Annotated in this window: 20 protein-coding genes; 17 read left to right on the forward strand and 3 right to left on the reverse strand. The window is 33.9% G+C overall.

Annotated elements, in window-relative coordinates; translation table 11 throughout:
* Nucleotides 1-55: 55 nt before the first annotated feature.
* From porL to LNQ34_RS12720, 5 genes are all read left to right on the forward strand, one after another.
* Nucleotides 56-703 carry a type IX secretion system motor protein PorL/GldL gene (porL, locus tag LNQ34_RS12700; protein ID WP_070908728.1) on the forward strand — a complete coding sequence of 216 codons (648 nt, stop codon included), beginning with the start codon at nucleotides 56-58 and terminating at the stop codon, nucleotides 701-703.
* A gap of 51 nt (nucleotides 704-754) precedes the next feature.
* Nucleotides 755-2,296 carry a type IX secretion system motor protein PorM/GldM gene (porM, locus tag LNQ34_RS12705; RefSeq protein WP_017496990.1) on the forward strand — a complete coding sequence of 514 codons (1,542 nt, stop codon included), beginning with the start codon at nucleotides 755-757 and terminating at the stop codon, nucleotides 2,294-2,296.
* 43 nt (nucleotides 2,297-2,339) lie between these two features.
* Nucleotides 2,340-3,329: a type IX secretion system ring subunit PorN/GldN gene (gene porN / locus LNQ34_RS12710; protein WP_017496989.1), complete on the forward strand. Its 990-nt coding sequence runs from the start codon at nucleotides 2,340-2,342 to the stop codon at nucleotides 3,327-3,329.
* Between the two features lie 217 nt (nucleotides 3,330-3,546).
* Entirely contained in the window at nucleotides 3,547-4,536 is a 990-nt protein-coding gene (gene porN, locus LNQ34_RS12715) for a type IX secretion system ring subunit PorN/GldN (protein WP_230000019.1), read from the forward strand.
* A 72-nt stretch (nucleotides 4,537-4,608) separates the two neighbouring features.
* On the forward strand, nucleotides 4,609-5,658 hold the full coding sequence (locus tag LNQ34_RS12720) for an NAD(P)/FAD-dependent oxidoreductase (RefSeq protein ID WP_230000021.1): 1,050 nt from the start codon (nucleotides 4,609-4,611) through the stop codon (nucleotides 5,656-5,658).
* A gap of 2 nt (nucleotides 5,659-5,660) precedes the next feature.
* Here LNQ34_RS12720 and LNQ34_RS12725 read toward each other — a convergent pair whose 3' ends face one another.
* A complete protein-coding gene (locus LNQ34_RS12725) occupies nucleotides 5,661-6,044 on the reverse strand; it encodes a DUF983 domain-containing protein (RefSeq protein ID WP_202704499.1) in 384 nt (127 codons plus the stop codon).
* Between the two features lie 304 nt (nucleotides 6,045-6,348).
* Here LNQ34_RS12725 and LNQ34_RS12730 point away from each other — a divergent pair, with 304 nt between their 5' ends.
* From LNQ34_RS12730 to abc-f, 11 genes are all read left to right on the forward strand, one after another.
* On the forward strand, nucleotides 6,349-6,924 hold the full coding sequence (locus LNQ34_RS12730) for a TerD family protein (protein WP_230000023.1): 576 nt from the start codon (nucleotides 6,349-6,351) through the stop codon (nucleotides 6,922-6,924).
* 178 nt (nucleotides 6,925-7,102) lie between these two features.
* Nucleotides 7,103-7,768: an HAD family hydrolase gene (locus LNQ34_RS12735; RefSeq protein ID WP_230000025.1), complete on the forward strand. Its 666-nt coding sequence runs from the start codon at nucleotides 7,103-7,105 to the stop codon at nucleotides 7,766-7,768.
* A gap of 2 nt (nucleotides 7,769-7,770) precedes the next feature.
* Nucleotides 7,771-8,577 carry a phosphoribosyltransferase family protein gene (locus tag LNQ34_RS12740; RefSeq protein ID WP_202703737.1) on the forward strand — a complete coding sequence of 269 codons (807 nt, stop codon included), beginning with the start codon at nucleotides 7,771-7,773 and terminating at the stop codon, nucleotides 8,575-8,577.
* A 4-nt stretch (nucleotides 8,578-8,581) separates the two neighbouring features.
* Nucleotides 8,582-9,136 carry a TerD family protein gene (locus LNQ34_RS12745; protein WP_202703738.1) on the forward strand — a complete coding sequence of 185 codons (555 nt, stop codon included), beginning with the start codon at nucleotides 8,582-8,584 and terminating at the stop codon, nucleotides 9,134-9,136.
* A gap of 5 nt (nucleotides 9,137-9,141) precedes the next feature.
* Entirely contained in the window at nucleotides 9,142-9,750 is a 609-nt protein-coding gene (locus LNQ34_RS12750) for a TerD family protein (protein WP_202703739.1), read from the forward strand.
* A gap of 7 nt (nucleotides 9,751-9,757) precedes the next feature.
* On the forward strand, nucleotides 9,758-10,846 hold the full coding sequence (locus LNQ34_RS12755; RefSeq protein ID WP_202703740.1) for a toxic anion resistance protein: 1,089 nt from the start codon (nucleotides 9,758-9,760) through the stop codon (nucleotides 10,844-10,846).
* A gap of 19 nt (nucleotides 10,847-10,865) precedes the next feature.
* Complete coding sequence (locus LNQ34_RS12760; RefSeq protein ID WP_230000027.1) at nucleotides 10,866-11,831, forward strand: hypothetical protein; 966 nt, start codon at nucleotides 10,866-10,868, stop codon at nucleotides 11,829-11,831.
* An 11-nt stretch (nucleotides 11,832-11,842) separates the two neighbouring features.
* The gene (locus tag LNQ34_RS12765; RefSeq protein ID WP_202703742.1) at nucleotides 11,843-12,394 is read left to right on the forward strand and encodes a TerD family protein; all 552 of its coding nucleotides are present in this window, start codon (nucleotides 11,843-11,845) and stop codon (nucleotides 12,392-12,394) included.
* A 16-nt stretch (nucleotides 12,395-12,410) separates the two neighbouring features.
* Nucleotides 12,411-13,070, forward strand: a complete 660-nt coding sequence (locus tag LNQ34_RS12770; protein WP_230000029.1) for a TerD family protein — start codon at nucleotides 12,411-12,413, stop codon at nucleotides 13,068-13,070.
* A 406-nt stretch (nucleotides 13,071-13,476) separates the two neighbouring features.
* Nucleotides 13,477-14,475 (forward strand): TerC/Alx family metal homeostasis membrane protein, encoded by a 999-nt coding sequence (locus LNQ34_RS12775; protein WP_202703744.1) that lies wholly within the window; start codon nucleotides 13,477-13,479, stop codon nucleotides 14,473-14,475.
* Between the two features lie 248 nt (nucleotides 14,476-14,723).
* On the forward strand, nucleotides 14,724-16,637 hold the full coding sequence (abc-f, locus tag LNQ34_RS12780) for a ribosomal protection-like ABC-F family protein (protein WP_230000031.1): 1,914 nt from the start codon (nucleotides 14,724-14,726) through the stop codon (nucleotides 16,635-16,637).
* Between the two features lie 189 nt (nucleotides 16,638-16,826).
* On the opposite strand, the gene LNQ34_RS12785 is transcribed toward abc-f, so the two are convergent.
* Complete coding sequence (locus tag LNQ34_RS12785; RefSeq protein WP_230000032.1) at nucleotides 16,827-17,789, reverse strand: App1 family protein phosphatidate phosphatase; 963 nt, start codon at nucleotides 17,787-17,789, stop codon at nucleotides 16,827-16,829.
* Nucleotides 17,790-17,851: 62 nt separating this feature from the next.
* On the opposite strand from LNQ34_RS12785, the gene LNQ34_RS12790 reads away from it, so the two are divergent.
* Complete coding sequence (locus LNQ34_RS12790) at nucleotides 17,852-18,721, forward strand: diacylglycerol/lipid kinase family protein (RefSeq protein WP_202703747.1); 870 nt, start codon at nucleotides 17,852-17,854, stop codon at nucleotides 18,719-18,721.
* A gap of 913 nt (nucleotides 18,722-19,634) precedes the next feature.
* On the opposite strand, the gene LNQ34_RS12795 is transcribed toward LNQ34_RS12790, so the two are convergent.
* A complete protein-coding gene (locus LNQ34_RS12795; RefSeq protein WP_230000034.1) occupies nucleotides 19,635-20,780 on the reverse strand; it encodes a GNAT family N-acetyltransferase in 1,146 nt (381 codons plus the stop codon).
* Nucleotides 20,781-20,865: the final 85 nt, after the last annotated feature.

The following is a 20,865-nucleotide window of genomic DNA, read 5'->3' on the forward strand; positions in this document are numbered from 1 at the left end:
ATAAGTAAACCAAATCAACAAATCTATTTTAAATTAAAACCTAAAAAAAAGTATTATGGCATTATTAAGTAAAAAAGCAATGAATTTCGCTTATGGTATGGGAGCGGCAGTAGTAATTATTGGAGCATTATTCAAAATTACTCACTTTGAGATTGGACCATTAACAGGAACTGTTATGTTATCGATTGGATTGGTAACTGAGGCGTTAATCTTTGCTCTTTCTGCTTTCGAACCAGTTGAAGACGAATTAGACTGGACTCTTGTTTACCCTGAATTAGCGAATGGTCAGGCTAGAAAAAAAGCTGACAAAGTTGAGGCACCATCTGACGCCCAAGGATTATTGTCTCAAAAATTAGATGCAATGTTGAAAGATGCTAAAATTGACGGAGAGTTAATGGCAAGCTTAGGAAACAGCATCAAAAATTTCGAAGGAGCTGCAAAAGCTATTTCTCCAACAGTTGATTCAATTGCAGGACAAAAGAAATATGCTGAAGAAATGTCTATGGCTGCTGCACAAATGGAATCATTAAACAGTTTATACAAAGTTCAATTAGAAAGTGCTTCTAGAAATGCACAAGCAAACAGCGAAATTGCTGAAAATGCTTCTAAATTAAAAGAACAAATGCAATCTATGACTGCAAACATTGCTTCATTAAACAGTGTTTACGGTGGTATGCTTTCTGCAATGAGTAACAAAGGATAATTAGTTTTTGACTATTATATTAAATTTATTAATAAGAACTAATTAGAAAAAATGGCAGGAGGAAAATTAACCCCTAGACAGAAGATGATTAACCTGATGTATCTGGTTTTCATCGCAATGTTAGCAATGAACGTATCAAAAGAAGTTATATCTGCTTTTGGTTTGATGAATGAAAAATTTGAAGATGCAAATACTTCTTCAGTTACTACAAATGCTGGTTTATTGACAGCTTTAGATCAGAAAGCTGCTGAAGCTAAAGGAGAATTCGCTATCGCTGCGGGAACTGCTCATAAAGTTGAAGCGATTACAAAAGATTTTTATAGTTTTATCGGAGGTCTGAAAACTCAGGCTGTAAAAGGATTTGAAGTAGATAAAGAAACTGGAAAAATGCCTTATGAGTCTATGGACAGAGGTGATAACATCGACGACTGGTTTACGGGAGATGGTTACACTAAAAAAGGAAATGAAATTATCGCTAAAATCGAGAAATACAAATCAGATATTAAAGCTGCTTTAGGTACAGATAAAAAATATGCTGATATTATTGCAGAGGTAGAGAAAAAATTTAATGTTTCTGATGTAAAAAATAAAGAAGGTATAAAAGAAAAATACTTAGCATACCACTTTAAAGGATTTCCTGCAATTGCTTCAGCTGCAAAACTTTCAGCTTGGCAAAATGATGTTCAAAAACTTGAAGCTGACGTTTACAACCGTGCTTTAGGAAAAGCGGCTGTTGCTGCTGCTTCTTACAGCAATTATCAAGCGATTGTTGTTTTAGACAAAAACGCTTATTTCCAAGGAGAGAAAGTTACTGGAAAGGTAGTTTTAGGTCGTTACGACGAAAACACAAAACCAACTTCATTCCAAGGTCCTGGACAAATTGTTAACGGACAAGCGGTTATTTCGTTAACTGCAGGAGGTGTTGGAGAGCAAAATATTAATGGACAATTTACATTCTTAGAAGACGGTAAAAACATTCCACTTAAATTTGCCGGAAAATATGTTGTAGTACCAAGACCAAACTCTGCTACAATTTCTGCTGATAAAATGAACGTAGTATATAGAGGAGTTGTGAATCCAATCTCTGTATCGTTCGCTGGTGTTGATGCAAACAAAATTGTTGCAAGTGCTCCAGGATTAGTATCTGCCGGAAAACCTGGAAAATATAACATGAACCCGGGTTCAGGTACTGAAGCTACTATTTCTGTTACTGGTACATTGCCAAACGGAGATAAAGTTACAGATAAGAAAACATTTAGAATTAAAGGTATTCCTGGACCAACTGGTACAATTAGAGGAGAAATGGGTGTTGTTAAAGGACCTAAATCGAACTTAGAAATTGCTACAATTGGTGCTAAATTACTTGATTTCGATTTCGAAGTTGGTTTAGATGTTGTTGGATTTAATTTGAAAATTGCAGGACAACCTACAGTGGTTGTTAATGGTAACAGATTAAATGCACAATGTAAATCAGTTCTTGCAAGAGCTGGTAAAGGAGACCAGGTTACTATTTCTGAAATTAAAACTAAACTTGTTGGAGCTGGTAGTTATTTATTGCCAAGAACTGCTCCGGTAATTTACGAAATACAATAATATAGTAGGTAAAACTACTTCAATATCTTATAATGATATCATGATGAAAGTAAGAAATTTTTTAATAGCTATTGTTTCTATCGCTGGAGGATTTTCTTCCTATGCGCAATCGAATTTGCTTAATGCGAAAACACCGGCTCAGATAGGTCTTAAGACTCCTGCGCAACTTATTTCTGATAACGATAAGCCTTTAGCTTATGGTTATGTAGATGATAGAGATATCTTAATGGGAAAAACTACTTGGGAGATCATTGATTTGAATGAAAAAATCAATTTTCCAATGTACTTTCCGGTTGATACGGCTAATATTGGTTCTGACAGACGTTCACTTTATGATGTTTTGACGAAAGCTGTTAAAAGCGGCAAAATAACTGAAGTATACAGCGACAGTTATTTCAATACTAAAAAATCTTTGAAAGATATTCAGGGTGCATTATCACGTATTGACACAACAGATGCAGGTAGAGAATTAATCAATCAATATCCGGACGACTACAAAACACGTGTTGTGAAGAAAAAAGTTGTGACTGGTACTGGTAAGAAAAAAGTAGTTTCTTATGTAGATGAAACGGTTGGTCCAACAAGAACGGTTCCAGCGGAGTATATTCTGAAACAAGATTTAACTGCTGCAGATGTTACACAATATAAAATTAAAGGATACTGGTATTTCGACAAACGTCAAAGCGAATTGAAATATCGTTTGCTTGGAATTTGTCCAGTAACTCCGGATGTTTACACAATGAATAGTGACGAAAAAGATTATATTGAGTTGTTCTGGGTTTTCTTCCCTAACGCCAGAGAGGCGCTACACGAAGCAAAAGCATTCAACGATAATAACTCTGCACTTCCAATTTCATTCGATCAGATTTTGAATTCAAGACGTTTTAATGCGGTTGTCTATAAAGAAGAAAACTTGTACGGAGATCGTGAGATTAAAGATTACATGAAAGACAATGCACAAAATCAATTGTTAGAATCTGAAAGAGTAAAAGAGAAGATTCGTAACTTCGAACAAGATATGTGGAACTACTAAGTATCTGAATAACAATATATGAAAAACTCTTACTACATTTGTAGTAAGAGTTTTTTTTTGCTCATTATCTTGAGAATCAGTTTAAATGGTGAATTTGTTGAGCTTTTTAGAGTTGATTCCGATTAGAGTAGTTGTTATTATGGTATTTTTAAATTTTGTGAGAAAAAACACAATAAATACCGTATATTTACGTTCAATAGGTTTTAATTGTTGTATCATGAAAGTAAAGATTTTTTTTATCGTTATTATTTTTGTTATCAGTAACCTTAGTATTAAAGCTCAATCTAATTTGCTTAATGCGAAAACAGCAGGTCAGATCGGGGTAAAGAATCCTGCTCAGTTGCGTGCTGATAACGATAAGCCAATGGCTTATGGTTATGTAGATGACAGGGATGTTTTAATGGGAAAAACGACCTGGGAAATTATTGATTTGAATGAGAAAATTAATTTCCCATTGTATTTTCCGGTGGATACTGCCAATATTGGTTCGGATAGACGCTCTCTTTATGATGTTTTGATTAGAGGAATAAAAGCAGGAAGAATCACAGAAGTGTATGCCGATAGCTACTTTAATACTAAAAAATCCTTAAAAGACATTCAAGGGGGATTGTCTCGTATCGATACGACTGATGCCGGGAGGGAATTAATCAATCAATACCCGGACGACTACAAAACACGGGTGGTGAAGAAAAAGGTGGTGACTGGAACTGGTAAGAAAAAAGTAGTTACTTATGTTGATGAAACAGTTGGTCCGACCAGAACGGTACCTGCTGAGTATATTTTAAAACAAGATTTAACGGCAGCAGATGTTACTCAGTATAAATTGAAAGGATACTGGTATTTTGACAAACGTCAGAGTGAATTGAAATACCGTTTACTCGGAATTTGTCCTGTGACACCCGATGTTTATACTATGAATAGTGATGAAAAAGATTATATTGAACTGTTTTGGGTCTTCTTTCCTAATGCGAGAGAAGTGTTGAACGAAGCAAAAGCATTTAACGATAGTAATTCGGCACACTCAATTTCATTCGATCAGATTTTAAATTCGAGACGTTTTAATTCAATTATTTATAAAGAAGAAAACGTTTATGGAGATCGTGAAATTAAAGATTACATGAAAGACAATGCACAGAAGCAGCTGTTGGAATCTGAAAGAGTAAAAGAGAAGATTCGCAACTTTGAACAGGATATGTGGAGCTACTAAGAAATTAGTAACATTATACCAAAAACTCTTATTACATTTGTAGTAAGAGTTTTTTATTTTACCCCTTTACAAATGTTGGATTATATAATTGTCGGATCTGGATTGGCTGGAATTTCATTTGCTGAAATTGCGCTTAAAAACAATAAATCTATAGTAGTTATAAATGATGAATCGCAAAATTCATCAAGAGTTGCGGGAGGATTGTACAATCCGGTGATTTTAAAACGTTTTAGTGAAGTTTGGAAAGCAGAAGAACAGTTGTCCTTAATGGAAGAATTCTATGAGACCATCGAAGGTAAGCTGAAAACCAAGGTGAATTTTAAACTTCCTATTTTAAGAAAATTTTTCTCTATAGAAGAACAAAACAATTGGTTCTCAGCTTCGGATAAACCGCTTCTGGCACCATTTCTTTCTACCAAATTAATCTTTAAAAAATACAATGGTATCGATTCTCCGTTTGATTACGGTGAGGTTTTACATACCGGATATGTCGATACGGCTTTATTGTTGGATAAATATCGCGAATATTTGCTTGAGAATAAATTATTGCTTCAGGAGTCGTTTGATTATGCTAAGTTGGTTATTGAGGAAGATTTTGTTCAGTATAAAGAATATCAGGCTAAGCATATTGTTTTTGCGGAAGGTTTCGGACTGCATGCCAATCCGTTTTTTCAGGATTTGCCCTTAGACGGAACCAAAGGGGAGCTTTTTATTATCAAGGCACCTGATCTGGATCTGGATGTGATTGTGAATACCAGCGTCTTTATTTTGCCTTTAGGAAACGATTTGTTTAAAGTGGGAGCGACCTATAATTGGAAAGACAAAACGGATGCGCCAACAGAAGAAGGAAGAACAGAGTTAATCGATCGTATAGAGGAAATTATCAATTGTGATTTTGAAGTTATTTCGCATTTTGGCGGGGTGAGGCCAACCGTACGTGACCGTAGGCCAATTATTGGTACGCACAATCAATACAGTTCATTACATCTTTTAAACGGATTAGGAACGCGTGGTGTAATGCTTGGCCCGGCCATGGCTAAAGATTTGTATGAGTATATCGAAGATCAAAAACCTTTAGATCCAACAATTGATATTCATCGTTTTTACAAGAAAAGAAAATAGTTTTATTTCGATCCTGCTTCGGGATCATAAGAAACAAACATGTTAATGTACAAGTTCCTCGAAAGTCTTAAGACAAATGGGAATAATAGAATCAACGTTGCAACAATGATCAGAAAAGACTCTTCGACTGAGGTTTTGAAAAGTACAAACGAAACGATAAAAGCTGCAATTCCGACTGCAACATTTAAACCATAACTAACATACATGGCGCCATAAAAAAACGATGGTTCGATCTGGTATTTTAATCCACAGTGACTGCAATTTTCGTTCATTTTAAGAACCTTGGTCAAATGAAGCGGATTTCGGTCAGAGTACATGCTTTCTTTGTGACATCTTGGGCAGCTTCCTGTTAGTATACTGTATAGTTTAGATCCTTTTTTTAACATGGTTGCAATTCAATTAATTGTTGATGTTGTAGAGAATCAATTTTTGTTTTAGAGTAAAACATTTTGATTCTGATAAAAATAGTTAAAATTTATCTTACGAAGAAGAGTAGAACAAAGATACTATTTTAGTTTGTATTTTTTGTATTCAGGATGGTATGACTTGTTATGGGGGGTAGGTTGATGTTTTTGATAATGGATTTTAATTTGTTAATAAATATTATCGCTTTTACGGAAACCCACATTTTACTTAATTTGCTTTTTTGTATCATTGTATGTTTTATTTTAAAAAAAAAGGATTGTTTTAATGGCGATAAATTTGCGTAAAGGTCAAAGAATTGATATTGGCCTGTCAAAGATTAATATAGGGTTAGGTTGGGATCCAAATGAGGGTACAGGTCATAGTTTTGATTTAGATGCTTCGGCCATAATGATTAATTCTGATCGTAAACTTATAGACGAAAATTACTTTGTTTTTTATAATAATCTTGCCTCTCCCGATGGTGCATTAGAACATACGGGAGATGATCCGACAGGAGGTAATAGTGATGGTGATGATGATGAAGCTATTAAGGTTGATTTGAGTAAAATTTTTGAAGAGGTAAATGAGATTCTTTTTGTGGTTACTATAGAAGACTTTGAAAGAAGAAGGCAAAATTTTGGTCAGGTAAGAAATTCATATATTCGAATTGTGGATGAAGCTACAGGACAGGAAATTGCTAAATATGAATTAGACGAAGATTTTTCGATTGAAACCGGTGTAGAGTTTGGAAGATTATACAAACGAAATGGACAATGGAAATTTGAGGCTTCCGGAATAGGCTACAGAGCTGATTTAGGATTCTTTTTAGAAAAATATTATTCAGGAGAAATAATTAAATAGCTTTTGATTTTTTGATGCTAAGGAGTTTTATTGGATTAAAAAAGGTATTGATAAAGAAATGAGTTTTTGCAATAACAGAAGTATATGCCGACAGCAGCAAAAATGATCATAATAAGAGTTGTGAATTAATAAATTATAATAAGACAGGTATTTCTGTACGTATTTTAAAAGCATTCATTTGGAAATAAATTACAAAAAACACACCCATATTTCTTTTGATTTATGGCTGACATTAATAAAGTCCAATCCGGAGTTTAAGAAGAAGAGAAATTTATTGTTTAAAAATTTCTTTGAAGTTGATTGTACGATCGATAAAGTAAATGAAGTAGTGAGGTACTATGATGTTTTGTGCAATAATATTAACGAAAAAACTGGATTGAATATTGATACGTATGAAATTTATTATCTAATTTTAAGCGCACTCGAAGTTGATATTAATAAATTCGAAACAAATAAGTTAAGTCAGTTTTATGAAGAAACAGATTCTTTGTTTATGAACTATAAGCCGGAGTTAATTTTTCCGGATACGAAGAAATTTTTTCAGGAAATAACCAATGAAGATAAGACTATTAATATACTAAGTAATACAGCTTTTATCAAAGGCAGAACCTTAAGAAAACTGTTAGCGTATTATGAATTGACTGATTTTTTTAAATTTCAGATTTATTCTGACGAAGTTGGATTTTCGAAACCAAACAATGAAATTTTTCAATTGGTTTTTGATGAGATTAATGCCTTTAAGAGTACGGTAAAAAAACAAATATTACACGTCGGAGATAATAGTGTTGCAGATTACAATGGAGCAATTAATTTCGGATTTGATGCCCATTTATTAAAAATATAAAAGTGAATAAAAGTTACAGCTTACATAAGATATTGGACAAAGATAATTGTCCGTTTAAGGAACAAGAATACAGTAAATTTAAATTTGGTGACAAATCATTTGCAGAGAAGTTTGCAAAGGAATTGTTTGAAGGTTTCGTGTCAGAATTTGGAGAATTGTTGTTGTCGGAACAAGAAATTGTTATTCTGCCAAGTCCATTCTTATCCATACCAACAGCCTCGAATTTTTTGTGTTCTTATTTTAAAAAAGAGCTGAATAGTTTTTTATTCAAAAATGGTAAAAAGACCAGTATAGAATCTAAAATTTACAGAAACCAAACCTATGTTACGGACTATGGAAATTTGGATTTTGATGAAAGGGTGAAATTAATTTCGAACGATACCTACTATATTGATCGTAATTTTATAGACGGAAAGCTTTGTATTTTTGTTGATGACATTAAAATTACCGGTAGTCATGAACATACTGTGAATAAGATTCTAAATCAGTACAATGTGAATGGAGATTTTGTTTTTGTGTATTTCGCAGAATTATCAAATAAGGACATTCATCCAAAAATTGAGAATCACTTTAACTACTACGCTGTTAAAAATGTCGAGGATATCGTGGATATAATAAACAGCCCTTCTTTTCAATACAATACCAGAATTGTCAAATTTATTTTAAGTTTAAATGAAGAGCAGTTTGGCTATTTAGTAGAAAATATTTCCAGTGAAAAAACAAAAGACTTATTTCATTTAGCAATAAGTAATAATTACCATCAGATTTTAGAGTATAAATCAAACATTAATGTAATAAAAATAGATTAAAACTATGGCTATCAATTTACAGAAAGGACAACGTGAAAACATAAATGCACCCAAATTTACCATTGGTTTAGGATGGGATACAAACAGCAGCAGTACTGGATCGGGTTTTGATCTTGATGCATCAGTTTTTATTTTAGGCGATAACAGAAAGATAATATCAGATTCTCATTTTGTTTTTTATAACAATCTGAAATCACCGGATGAGGCGGTAATACATACAGGTGATAATTTAACAGGAGATGGAGATGGAGATGATGAGCAAGTAAAAATTGATTTGACTAAAATTAATTCGACAGTAAAAGAAATTTGTGTTGTTGTAACCATTCATGATGCTGAGAACAGAAAACAAAATTTTGGTCAGGTTAGAAATTCTTTCATTCGAGTTGTAGACGAGAGTAATAATAGCGAGATGCTTAAATACGAATTGGAAGAGGATTTTTCAATAGAAACAGCTGTAGAGTTTGGAAGGATTTATAACAAAGACGGCCAATGGAAATTTGAAGCTATTGGTGTTGGAATGAAAGGCGGATTAGAAGATTATTTAAACAAATACAATTAATAGATATGGCAATTAATTTAGAAAAAGGGCAACGTATCAACCTTGAGAAAAGTAATGGTACTAAATTACAGAACATCTGTGTCGGTGTAAACTGGGGAGCAATTGAGAAAAAGGGATTTTTTGGCACCAAAAAAGAGGCAGTAGATTTAGATGCAAGCTGCGCTATTTATGACGACAAGAAAAATCATATTGATTCTGTAAATTTTAGAAAACTAATATCAAATGATCGTGCAATTAAGCATAGTGGTGACGATTTAACAGGTGATTTAAATGGGGATGACGGTTTGGATAATGAGGTAATTACTCTGGATTTTTCGCAAATATCACCAGCTGCCAATCACGTTGCATTTTTTATAAATAGCTTTAGAGGACAGGATTTTAAAGATATCCCTTTTGCATCTATCAGAATTTATGAAGGAACTCCAACAAAAGTAAGCCAGGAATTTGCACGTTATGATGTTGCAAATGATGCTTCTTTCGCTGGAAATGTTTCTATGGTTTTAGGAGTTTTTTATAAAAGAAACGGAGATTGGAAGTTTAGTGCAATCGGAACTCCGACAAATGATAAAAAGTTGGAACAAACAATCGTTACCATTCAACAAAACCATCTATAAATAAACTATGCTAGAAAATCAATTGGTTGCTCAGGAGAATACCGCTTTGATTGATAAGGATGGAAATGTAAACTTAGCTTCAATTTCTGAAACGGAAGTTAATAATTACAAGTCGATTTCAAATCAGTTAAATGAAAATGATACTAATTCAATTTTGAACTATGGAGCCGAAATCCAGAATTCAATTGCGAAGCAAAGTGATACTTTTTTAACCAATGTTAGAACTTATAATTCAGGTGAAGTTGGTACGTTGATAAATGACTTGCTTACAGAGTTAAATTATGTTGATGTAGATCAGCTGGATCAGGGACCATTTAAACGTTTCCTGTCTAAAATTCCGATTCTGAACAAATTGGTAACCGATGTAAAAAAATTATTCCAGCAATACGATAAAATTACTGTAAATATCGATAAGATCAGTAATAAGGTAAAGGCAGGAATGATCAATTCGGTAAAAGATAACAGTGCTCTTCAAACCATGTTTGACGGAAATGTGAATCTTATCAAAGAGATGGAAAAACACATTATTGCGGGACAAATCCGATTTAAAGAATTGGGTGAGGAGCTTGCTGTAATGGAAGGAAATCCGGCTCAATACCAGGATTATCAAATTTCGGATAAAAGAAACTTTATTAATCGTCTGGACAAGCGTTTGGCCGATATGAAAATTGTTCGTTTTATTATGCTACAGTCCTTAGCGCAAATTCGTGTGGTGCAAAATAATAATACTTCAATTGCAGAGAAAGCACAATCGATCCTGACTACAACCATGCCGGTTTGGAAGAATCAGTTAACACTCGCAGTTGCTTTGCAAAGGCAAAAGCAAAATATTGAAGTACAACGAAGAGTGTCTGAAACGACAAATACTATTTTGCAGAAAAATGCTGAAATGTTAAAACAAAACAGCATTGAAGTAGCAAAAGAAAATGAAAATACTGTTGTGTCCCTTGAGACTTTGAAAATGACGACGAAATCATTAATTGATACGTTGACAGAAGTAAAACAAATTCATGAGCAGGGTACCGAAACCAGAAGACAACTTGACGCGGGACTGCAAAGTCTTGAAGTTGAATTAAAAAAAGGAGTGATAAGCTAATTGAACAGAAATCAGTTAAATGCAAGAGGAAGAGGAACGGTTTGTTCAAATAATAAAAGACAGTAATAGAAAACTTGTGATTTTAGAATTGTTATCCAATTTCTTTAGTCACAAGGATTTTGTTGGGGTTTTAATAAAAACAAGAATCATTCATACTCTTTTTGAAAACAATAAAGCATTAGACATAAATAAGTTAGAACTCTTTCATGTACAGTTTACAAGTAGTTTTATTGAATTGTTTCAAAAACTAAAAAAAGCGAAAGAGCAGCAATATCTTTTGATTTCGGATGAGATTTATATCAATGAGGATATCATAACCAAATTAAAATCAGAAATTGACGAATCTGGATTTGCAGAAAAAGCAAAGACACATGCGAGAAACATGTCTCGAAAGATTGAAGAACTTTACAATATGTTTGCCACTGAAAATGAAGGTTTTTTTAGTTGGAACGAGATTATAAGTTTTTCCGACCATGTTAAACAGGAGTATTTTCGGGAAATTGCTCTTGAAGAATATGAAAAAATAGACTTTTTGAATAAGAAGCTTTATGAAAATAAACATGTAAAGTTTGAAAAGAAACTTCTGGGAAGACTAAATATACTGAAATTTAAAATTAAATTTTTGTGTGGACTGGTTTGTAACAATGAAGTTATTGAGGTCTTCGAATTTAGAGATTCTAACGATAAATTTATCTTTATTGCGAATGAAAAAGCATTTTATCTTTTGGATGATGTGTTGGCAAAAGAAATTAATATTGCTAAAAATGACTCCGTTAAAGGAGAGATTATTACACAATTGAGAGAAAAAAATTCAGCTTTAACATTTGAATTAAGTACAATAAAAACATCATTTCCTGAAAATGTAGATGAAGTATTAAAAGAATATCTGGATAAGATTTCATCTGTCGATTTTGTAGAAGATCTTCAAAATGTAGATGAACAAACCAATATTTTAAGAACTATGTTAAATATAAATATTAAATAAAGAAGAATAAAATGGCAATTAATTTAGAAAAAGGTCAAAGACAGAGTATTGAAGCTCCAAAATTCATTGTTGGACTTGGCTGGGATAGCAATTCAAGCAGCACGGGAGAGGGATTTGATCTTGATGCTTCAGTTTTTTTAGTTGGTGCAAATGGAAAAATTCCAAATGACAATCATTTTGTTTATTATAATAATTTAAAATCGCCTGACGGAGCTGTAACGCACACTGGAGATAATTTAACCGGTGCCGGAGATGGGGATGATGAGAAAATTCAAATCGATTTATCTACTATATCTCCGGATGTAAATGAAATTTGCTTTGTTGTAACAATTCATCATGCAGATACCAGAAGACAAAATTTCGGACAGATTAGAAATTCATTTATTCGAATCATTGATCAGACCAATACAGAGTTAGTAAAGTACGAGCTTGATGAGGATTTTTCTATTGAAACAGCTGTTGAATTCGGAAGAATTTACAAAAGAAACAACGAATGGAAGTTTGAAGCTGTAGGAATAGGAATGAAAGGTGGTTTACAAGACTATTTGAATAAATATAATTAATACCTTATTAAAAAAGATGGCTATTAATTTAACCAAAGGACAAAAAATTGATTTAAGAAAATCAAGCGGCGAATCATTAACCAATTTTTGCGTGGGTGTAAACTGGGGAGCGATTGAAACGAAAGGTTTTTTAGGATTATCAAAAAACGTAGTAGAAGTCGATCTGGATTTGAGCTGTGTATTGATTGATGATCAGAATAAGCTTTACGATCATTTGTATTCTCCGTTATACAAATTAGAAGTATTACAACAATTTGGACTTCCAAAAGGTAAATTGTTAAGTGTTGATGGAGCCTTAAAACATACTGGTGATGATCTTGCCGGTGATACTGGTGGAGATGATGGTTTAGATAATGAGATTATTACAGTGGATCTTTCTAAAGTTGATGCCAAAGTCAATCAAATCTTTTTCTTTTTAAACAATGCAGGAAAAGAAGATTTCTCTCAAATTCCGTATGCAAAAATTAGAATGTACGAAGGTACTCCGACCAACGTGGTTTCGGAATTTGCTTCTTATAATGTTTCTGCTGATTCTCAATATGTAAACAAACGTTCCATCATTATGGGGAAATTATACAAACATAATGGAGAATGGAAATTCAGTGCAATTGGAGATCCAACTACTGATACTTTTTTAGGGCAGACTATTCAAAAAATAGTTCAGTCTTACGTGTAGGCAATTTAAAATGTAGACGCATCTTGAGTTTTTCAAATTTGAGATAGTATTCAGCAAGCAGATGATTTTATTGCAATCCAGAACACAGAAAATTTGCACTAGATCCCTTTAAATGTATTTTTTTAAAGAAATGGTGAAAATGCATTTAGAGGGTGCTCATCGTTATTTCTCTAAGATTTTTCAAAATGGGACAAGCTGGTTTTAGAGCCTTACCATCAGCTTTAGAGATCAATGTAAAAATCTGAGAATAATAGTTTATGGTTTATAATAAACAGTGCTTGTTTCAATAGCTTGTAAATCGTAATATTGCCCGCAATAAAAAGTAGCTTCAGAGCGAAAGAACGCTGAGTTGTGATGTTACAATAGTTATAAGTAAAATTTAAATTAACATAATTAATATTCAAAAATGAATCAACACCCTATTTTTTCAGAACATCCGGGATTAATAATCGTCTTTGCCATTGCGGTAGTCATCATGCTATTGTTGGATTTGGGAATTTTCAACAAAAAAAGCCATGTCGTAAGTAATAAAGAAGCAGTAACCTGGTCATTAGTATGGATTAGTTTAGCGATGATTTTTAGTGGTTTGGTTTATTACTTCGCCGGATCGGCAAAATTTTATGAATTTCAATCGGCGTACTGGATAGAAAAAGCACTTTCAGTTGACAATCTTTTTGTATTTATATTAGTATTTAAGTTTTTCGACGTAGCCAATCACAACAAACACAAAGTTTTATTTTGGGGAATTATTGGAGCATTGGTTTTAAGAGCTATTTTTATTTTTTCAGGAGCGTTCCTTATCGAACTGACTTATTTAAACAAGCTTTTAAGTTTGGTTGGAGTAGAAGGTTTCCAATACGATATCAATTTAATCATGACAGCTTTCGGATTATTCCTGGTATATGCAGGAATTAAATCATGGTCTGCCGGTGATGATGACGATGAAGAAGATTATAATAACACCAGAGGAGCAAGATTAATCAGAAAGTTTTTCAGCGTTAGTGATAAATACGATGGAGATAAATTCTTTACCATCGAAAATGGAAAAAAACTGGCGACACCACTTTTAGTGGTAGTAGCTGTAATTGAGTTTACTGACTTATTGTTTGCAGTAGATTCTATACCGGCAATTTTTGCCATTTCAAATGATCCGTTCATTCTTTACACGTCTAATATTTTTGCTATTTTGGGACTTAGAGCCTTATTCTTTCTATTGGATAACTTCATTCACTTGTTCAGTAAATTACAATATGGCTTAGCTATTATTCTTTCGTTTATTGGAGTTAAGATGATTATTTCTCCATTTTATCATATTGAATCTTTGTATTCATTGCTTGTAATTGGAGGAATTCTGGTAATTTCTGTATTGGCCTCAGTGATGCTTCCGGAGCCAAAAGAAGCATAAAACATAAAATAAAGAATTTATTAAAACGGATAGCAGTCTAAGGAGTGCTATCCGTTTTTTATGATTTTCGTGATTGGAACAAAGAAGCCGAAGAGCTAAAACTAATTTTTCGTGTAAAAAAACCTTCTACTATTTGTTTTTAAAACGACAGTCGAAACTTAAATTAATTGTCATACTTTTGCACTTTCAAAAAGTAAAGTAAATAAGGCACTTAAAGCCTTTACTCCTTGTTATAATAGTTACAAATTATGCTTAATATACACAATCTTTCGGTTTCTTTTGGAGGAACATATTTATTTGAAGAAGTTACCTTTCGTTTAGGTGCCGGTGACCGTGTAGGTCTTGTGGGTAAAAACGGAGCGGGTAAATCTACAATGCTTAAAATGTTAGCAAGAGATTTTGCTCCTGATTCGGGGGTTATTTCCCAGGAGAAAGATATCCGAATGGGGTTTTTGCGTCAGGATATTGATTTTGAACGTGGAAGAACGGTGTTGGAGGAAGCGTATGAGGCTTTTACTGAAATTAAAATTGTTGAGAAAAAACTAGAAGAAATCAATCATCAATTGGTGACCAGAACCGATTATGAAAGTGAAGAATACAGCCAGATCATTGAAGCTTTATCTGATTATACCCATCGTTTTGATCTTCTTGGAGGTTACAACTATGTAGGAGATACGGAGAAGATTCTTTTAGGATTAGGTTTCAAAAGAGAAGTTTTCAATAATCAGACTGAAACATTTTCAGGAGGATGGAGAATGCGTATCGAGTTAGCAAAACTGTTATTACAATCTAATGATGTATTGCTTCTGGATGAGCCTACGAATCACCTGGATATTGAGAGTATCATTTGGTTAGAAAGTTTCCTTCGTAACTATCCCGGAGTTGTGGTAATCGTTTCGCACGATAAAATGTTTTTGGATAATGTGACCAACCGTACCATCGAAATTTCTTTAGGAAAAGCATACGATTTTAATAAACCGTATTCTCAGTATTTAGAATTGCGTCACGAAATTCGTGAAAAACAATTGGCTACTCAAAAGAATCAGGCAAAGAAAATAGAAGAAACTGAAAAATTAATCGAAAAGTTCCGTGCAAAAGCTTCTAAAGCTTCGATGGCGCAATCGTTAATTAAAAAGTTAGATAAAGTTGAAAGAATCGAAGTAGATGAGGATGATAATTCGGTAATGAATATTTCGTTCCCGGTTTCAAAAGAACCCGGAAAAGTAGTAATCGAAGCTGAAAATGTTACCAAAGCTTACGGAGACAAAACGATTCTGAAAGATATTAGTTTATTGGTTGAAAGAGGAAGTAAAATTGCCTTTGTGGGACAAAACGGACAAGGGAAATCGACTTTCATTAAAGCTCTTGTAAACGAATTTGAGTACCAGGGGAACATCAAATTAGGGCATAATGTTCAGTTAGGATATTTTGCTCAAAATCAGGCTGAATATCTTGATGGAGAAATTACGTTGCTTCAAACTATGGAAGATGCTGCTACAGACACAAACCGTATGAAAGTTCGTGATATGTTGGGATCCTTTTTATTCCGTGGAGACGATGTTGAGAAAAAAGTAAAGGTACTTTCAGGAGGTGAACGTAACCGTTTGGCACTTTGTAAATTGTTGTTGCAGCCTATCAATGTTTTACTGATGGATGAGCCTACGAATCACCTGGATATTAAATCTAAGAACGTTTTAAAAGCTGCCCTTCAAAAATTTGGCGGTACTTTATTATTGGTTTCTCACGATAGAGATTTCCTTCAGGGAATGTCGAATATCGTGTACGAATTCAAAGACCAAAAGATTAGAGAATATTTAGGAGATATTAACTACTTCTTAGAGCAGCGTAATCTTGAAAACATGCGTGAGGTAGAGAAAAAAGATGTTGTAAAAGAAGCCGCTCCAAAAGAATCTAAGAAAACGTCATACGAAGATCAGAAAAAAGGAAAAGCACTTCAAAACCGATTGAGTAAGGTAGAGAGTCAAATCAAACAATTGGAAAAAGACATTCAGCACGATGATAAAATGCTGGCTTCTAATTATGACAAACATATTGAAGATGCTTCGTTTTTTACCGCATACAACAAAAAGAAAAAAGACTTAGATCAATTGTTGCTGGACTGGGAAATTGTTCAGGAGGAGATTGATAATTTTAATGCTTAACTAGTTTTCAGTCACTGTCACAGTCTTCGGTCTCAGTGTCAGTTTTCAGTTTTGAAATGAATATACAACTTTGTCAAAGGTTTAAAACTTTGGCAAAGTTTTTTTTATGTCTAAAATTTACCATCCCTTATAAAAAATAGAAGAGACACTTTATGTACTCCATGCATTTCACAAATCACAAATCACATCTCACGAGATAAGACCAATAGATTTAGAGTGCATAATGGCCTCGCTGCTGTCTTTATAATAACAAACAGAGACCTCTAAGTTTTCGAGGTTTTTCATAATCGTTTTAGTGGCTTTTTTTTTGTGTTTGCCAGTCTGTCTGATATAAACTGCCTTTACAGTTACCGGAAAGATTTTACAGATTCGCTCGTACAAAATGGGGTCGTGTTGCGAATCGTCTCCTAGTAAAATATACTTAAGATTGGGATAAAATTCTAAAACGTGTTTTATTTTGTCGAATTTATGATCGTGGTTTCCGCGTCCGCTCATGAAAAAATCAGGGATTCCTCTTTTGATGTCTTTCAATAGAATTACAGCCCTTGGGAGATGATGTATTTTGGTAAATTTGACGATGAATCGATACAAATTCCATTCGCTGCTCGACACATAAAAAAAGGCATTTTCTTCTTCCTTATTATTTCGTCCCGCTGAACTTAAAGCTTGATAATGGGGTACAACACCTTTAAAAACTTTACGGTCGTTCACGTTTTTAAATAAAAGGACATATATTTTACGGAAGAAATTTCCGGTATGCGAAATCAAAAAAGTATCGTCAATATCGGAGATGATGCCCAGTTTGCCTTTGTGTGGTCTTATGAAACTGCCTTTTTCAGTTATTGTTTCAGTCCTGTGTTTTATACTTACTTCGTATTCAACCCATCCAAAGGGCGTTTCTTTTTCCAGTGGAATACAAAACTTGAAATAGCCATCGTCCAGGGTTTTAGTGTGAATTTCCTGATTTCCGCATTTTAGATAAACATCAAAATTTTTAATGGTTTTTATTCTGAACTGATTGATGATCGAAGTGGCATTTTTGAAGTTTTTTTTCTGAAAATCATAGTCATAGGTTCTTCTGAAAACATGTCCCATTACAATTAATTCTTCTTCATTGGCATAACCGCGATATAATTGTAAAATTGGTTTCATTAATTGTGTATATTTATGGATGATGTAAATTAATTATTTTAATTGATTTTAAAAATAAAACTTTGAAAAAGAATATCTTATTTGTTGTAAATCCGATTTCGGGAGATCTGGATAAATCCGATTTAATAGCCGCTGTACAGGAGTTTTCTGTTGTTCATCATTTTGATTTGGAAGTGTATGAAACCACCGGTAAGAAGGATCAAAAAGAAATACAGACCCTGTACAATCAGTATCTTCCTGAGCGTATTGTGGTAGCCGGTGGAGACGGAACCATAAAAATGGTTGCTGAAGCCATGGAGCAGTTTGATATCATTATTGGTATTTTGCCTGCTGGTTCAGCCAATGGATTGTCAGTCGATCTAAATCTGCCGGATACACTCGAGGAGAACCTGAAAATTGCTTTTCTGCATCATTATATCGAAATGGATATGATTGCTATCAATGGCAAAAAAAGTATTCATTTGAGTGATATTGGCGTAAATGCCAATCTGGTAAAAAATTACGAAGAGAGTAATTTACGCGGTTTGTGGGGTTACGCTTTACAGGCCTATTCGGCTTTAAAAGAATCGGAAGAACCTTTTGTGGCTACAATCTCGGCTAATAACGAAACCGTGGAGCATACCGCAAGAATGATTGTGATTGCTAATTCTCAGAAATACGGAACCGGCGTCGTAATAAATCCAAATGGCGCAATGAATGACGGTAAGTTTGAATTGGTCATTTTAAAGAGCCTTGATTTACTATTGATCGGAAAAATTATTACCGGAAACATGCCTATTGATTCGGATGATATTGTAATTATTTCTACAGATAAAGCGACGATTAAAACCGATTATCCCGTTAATTTTCAGATTGATGGCGAGTATTGTGGTGCACAAACGGATTTGGAAATTCATATTCTGCACAAGCAAATGAAAATTGCAATCCCGTAGTTTTTATAGTCTGTGTGAAACTGATTGTGAGATGTAATTAAGTTAAGGAAAAACAGCTAAAAGGATTGCTGATTTTTGATTAACGATTTCTGATTTCAGATGTTGGAGGTTGTTTGAAACTGATTGTGAAATGTATCGCCCCGATGGGGCTAAAACCGATGTTTGAATTTATTTCTATAGATATTCCACTCCTAGCGGAGTTGCCTTCAGAATTCCGTAGGAATGATTGTATTGTAGCAACGGATTTTAATCCGTTGAAAATAGGGATGATGTTTTCATGAGTTCCATAGGAACGATCTGTATAATTGTTTTTGATTAACGATTTTCGATTTCAGATTTTGAGGGCCGGGTAAAACTGATTGTGAAATGTATCGCCCCGATGGGGCTAAAACCGATGTTTGATTTTATTTCTATAGATATTCCACTCCTAGCGGAGTTGCCTTCAGAATTCCGTAGGAATGTATATGTTGTAGCAACGGATTTTAATCCGTTGAAAATGGGGTGGTGTTTTCATGAGTTCCATAGGAACGGTCTGTATAATCGTTTTCGATTTTTGATTAACGATTTCTGATTTCAGATTTTGAGGGCCGGGTAAAATGGATTGTGAAATGTATCGCCCCGATGGGGCTAAAACCGATGTTTGAATTTATTTCTATAGATACTCCACTCCTAGCAGAGTTGCCTTCAGAATTCCGTAGGAATGTATATGTTGTAGCAACGGATTTTAATCCGTTGAAAATGGGGTGGTGTTTTCATGAGTTCCATTGGAACGATCTGTATAATCGTTTTCGATTTTTGATTAACGATTTCTGATTTCAGATTTATAGAACGTATAAAAAAGAGAGAATATTTAGTACTAGTCATTAGTAGGTCAGAAATCTGCAGTCGTTAATCTTCAATCTAAAATCAGTATTTATTTAAACGGATTTCGTTCCTGCCAGTCGGTTTTGGGTTCCAAATAGCTAAATAATCGGCCGATATTGTGGTTGATCAGCGTATTGCTGTGCGTTATTAACCCATACATTTTGACCGGTTTTGCCCCGACAGAGCTTTTGATTTCGAGAGCGGTTCTGGCAAATACCACTTCTTTAAAACCATGATTGATAGAGTAGGCAATCATGTCGTAAAGCATGTTGAGGTATAGCATTTTTTCGCGTTGAATGGTCTCGTCGTACCCTAAAAAGTAAGTATCCATCGCACTTCCGTTTTTAATTAAGGTATTGAATCCGATTAGTTTTTCTTCTAAAAAATAGCCGTAAAACAGGAAATCATCTTTCATGATTTCTTTAAAAAAACTAAAGTGATTTCGGGCTAAGAAAAAAGTATTGAAAGGAGCGTTTTTGGCCACATGAAAATACAAATCGTAAATAACATCTTCATATTTTTTAATGTCGGCTAAAGACATTTTTTGCTTTACGATTCCGTCTGCTTTTTTTCGGGCCCGTTTGTACTGATCCCGATATTTTTTTGATAAAGCGCCAATATAATCCTGTTCAGATACCCAGTCTTTATGGATTTCAAAAACCATATTAGGCTGAGTTGAAAACGTGTAATTGTTTTTAAATTCGTTTTGTAAAGGAATAATTTCGGTAGCTGTAAAATCTTTTATGCTGGTAATGTGAACCTTTCTTCCGCCTGCTTTCAGGTTTTTTTTAAGCTGATTAATGGCTTTGTGCAGTGTTTTTAGAGCTATTGATTGTTTGATGTCTGAGGCAAGTACAAACGCATTTTGTCCGGTAAGCATATTGTTTCCGACAAATAGTACATGAGAGGCAAAATTTTTAAAAGCAAAATTTCGCACCGAAGTTTTCAAACATTGATCGCGTTCCCCGAACGATTCCAGTTTCTCCGTAAATAGAAATTGGGTCAGAACAATTCCGACCAGTTTACTATCGTTGAAAATTCCGATAAAATGGCATATCATATTTACCGGACAGGAGTTCTCCAGGACTTCCAGGTATTCTTTGGTTAAAAAGATATTAGCTGCCGCCAGAGAATTCCATTCCAAGGGCAGTAGTGATGCGCTATTGTATATTTTGAAAGAATAAGTTGTAGTCAAAAGAGGGAGCTAATTTCTTCAAAATTAGAGAATATTTATAAGAACTCAACTGGTTTAAGTTATTATTAAGAAAACCCGTTTGAGA

The sequence above is a fragment of the Flavobacterium lipolyticum genome (assembly GCF_020905335.1).
Lineage (GTDB): Bacteria > Bacteroidota > Bacteroidia > Flavobacteriales > Flavobacteriaceae > Flavobacterium > Flavobacterium lipolyticum.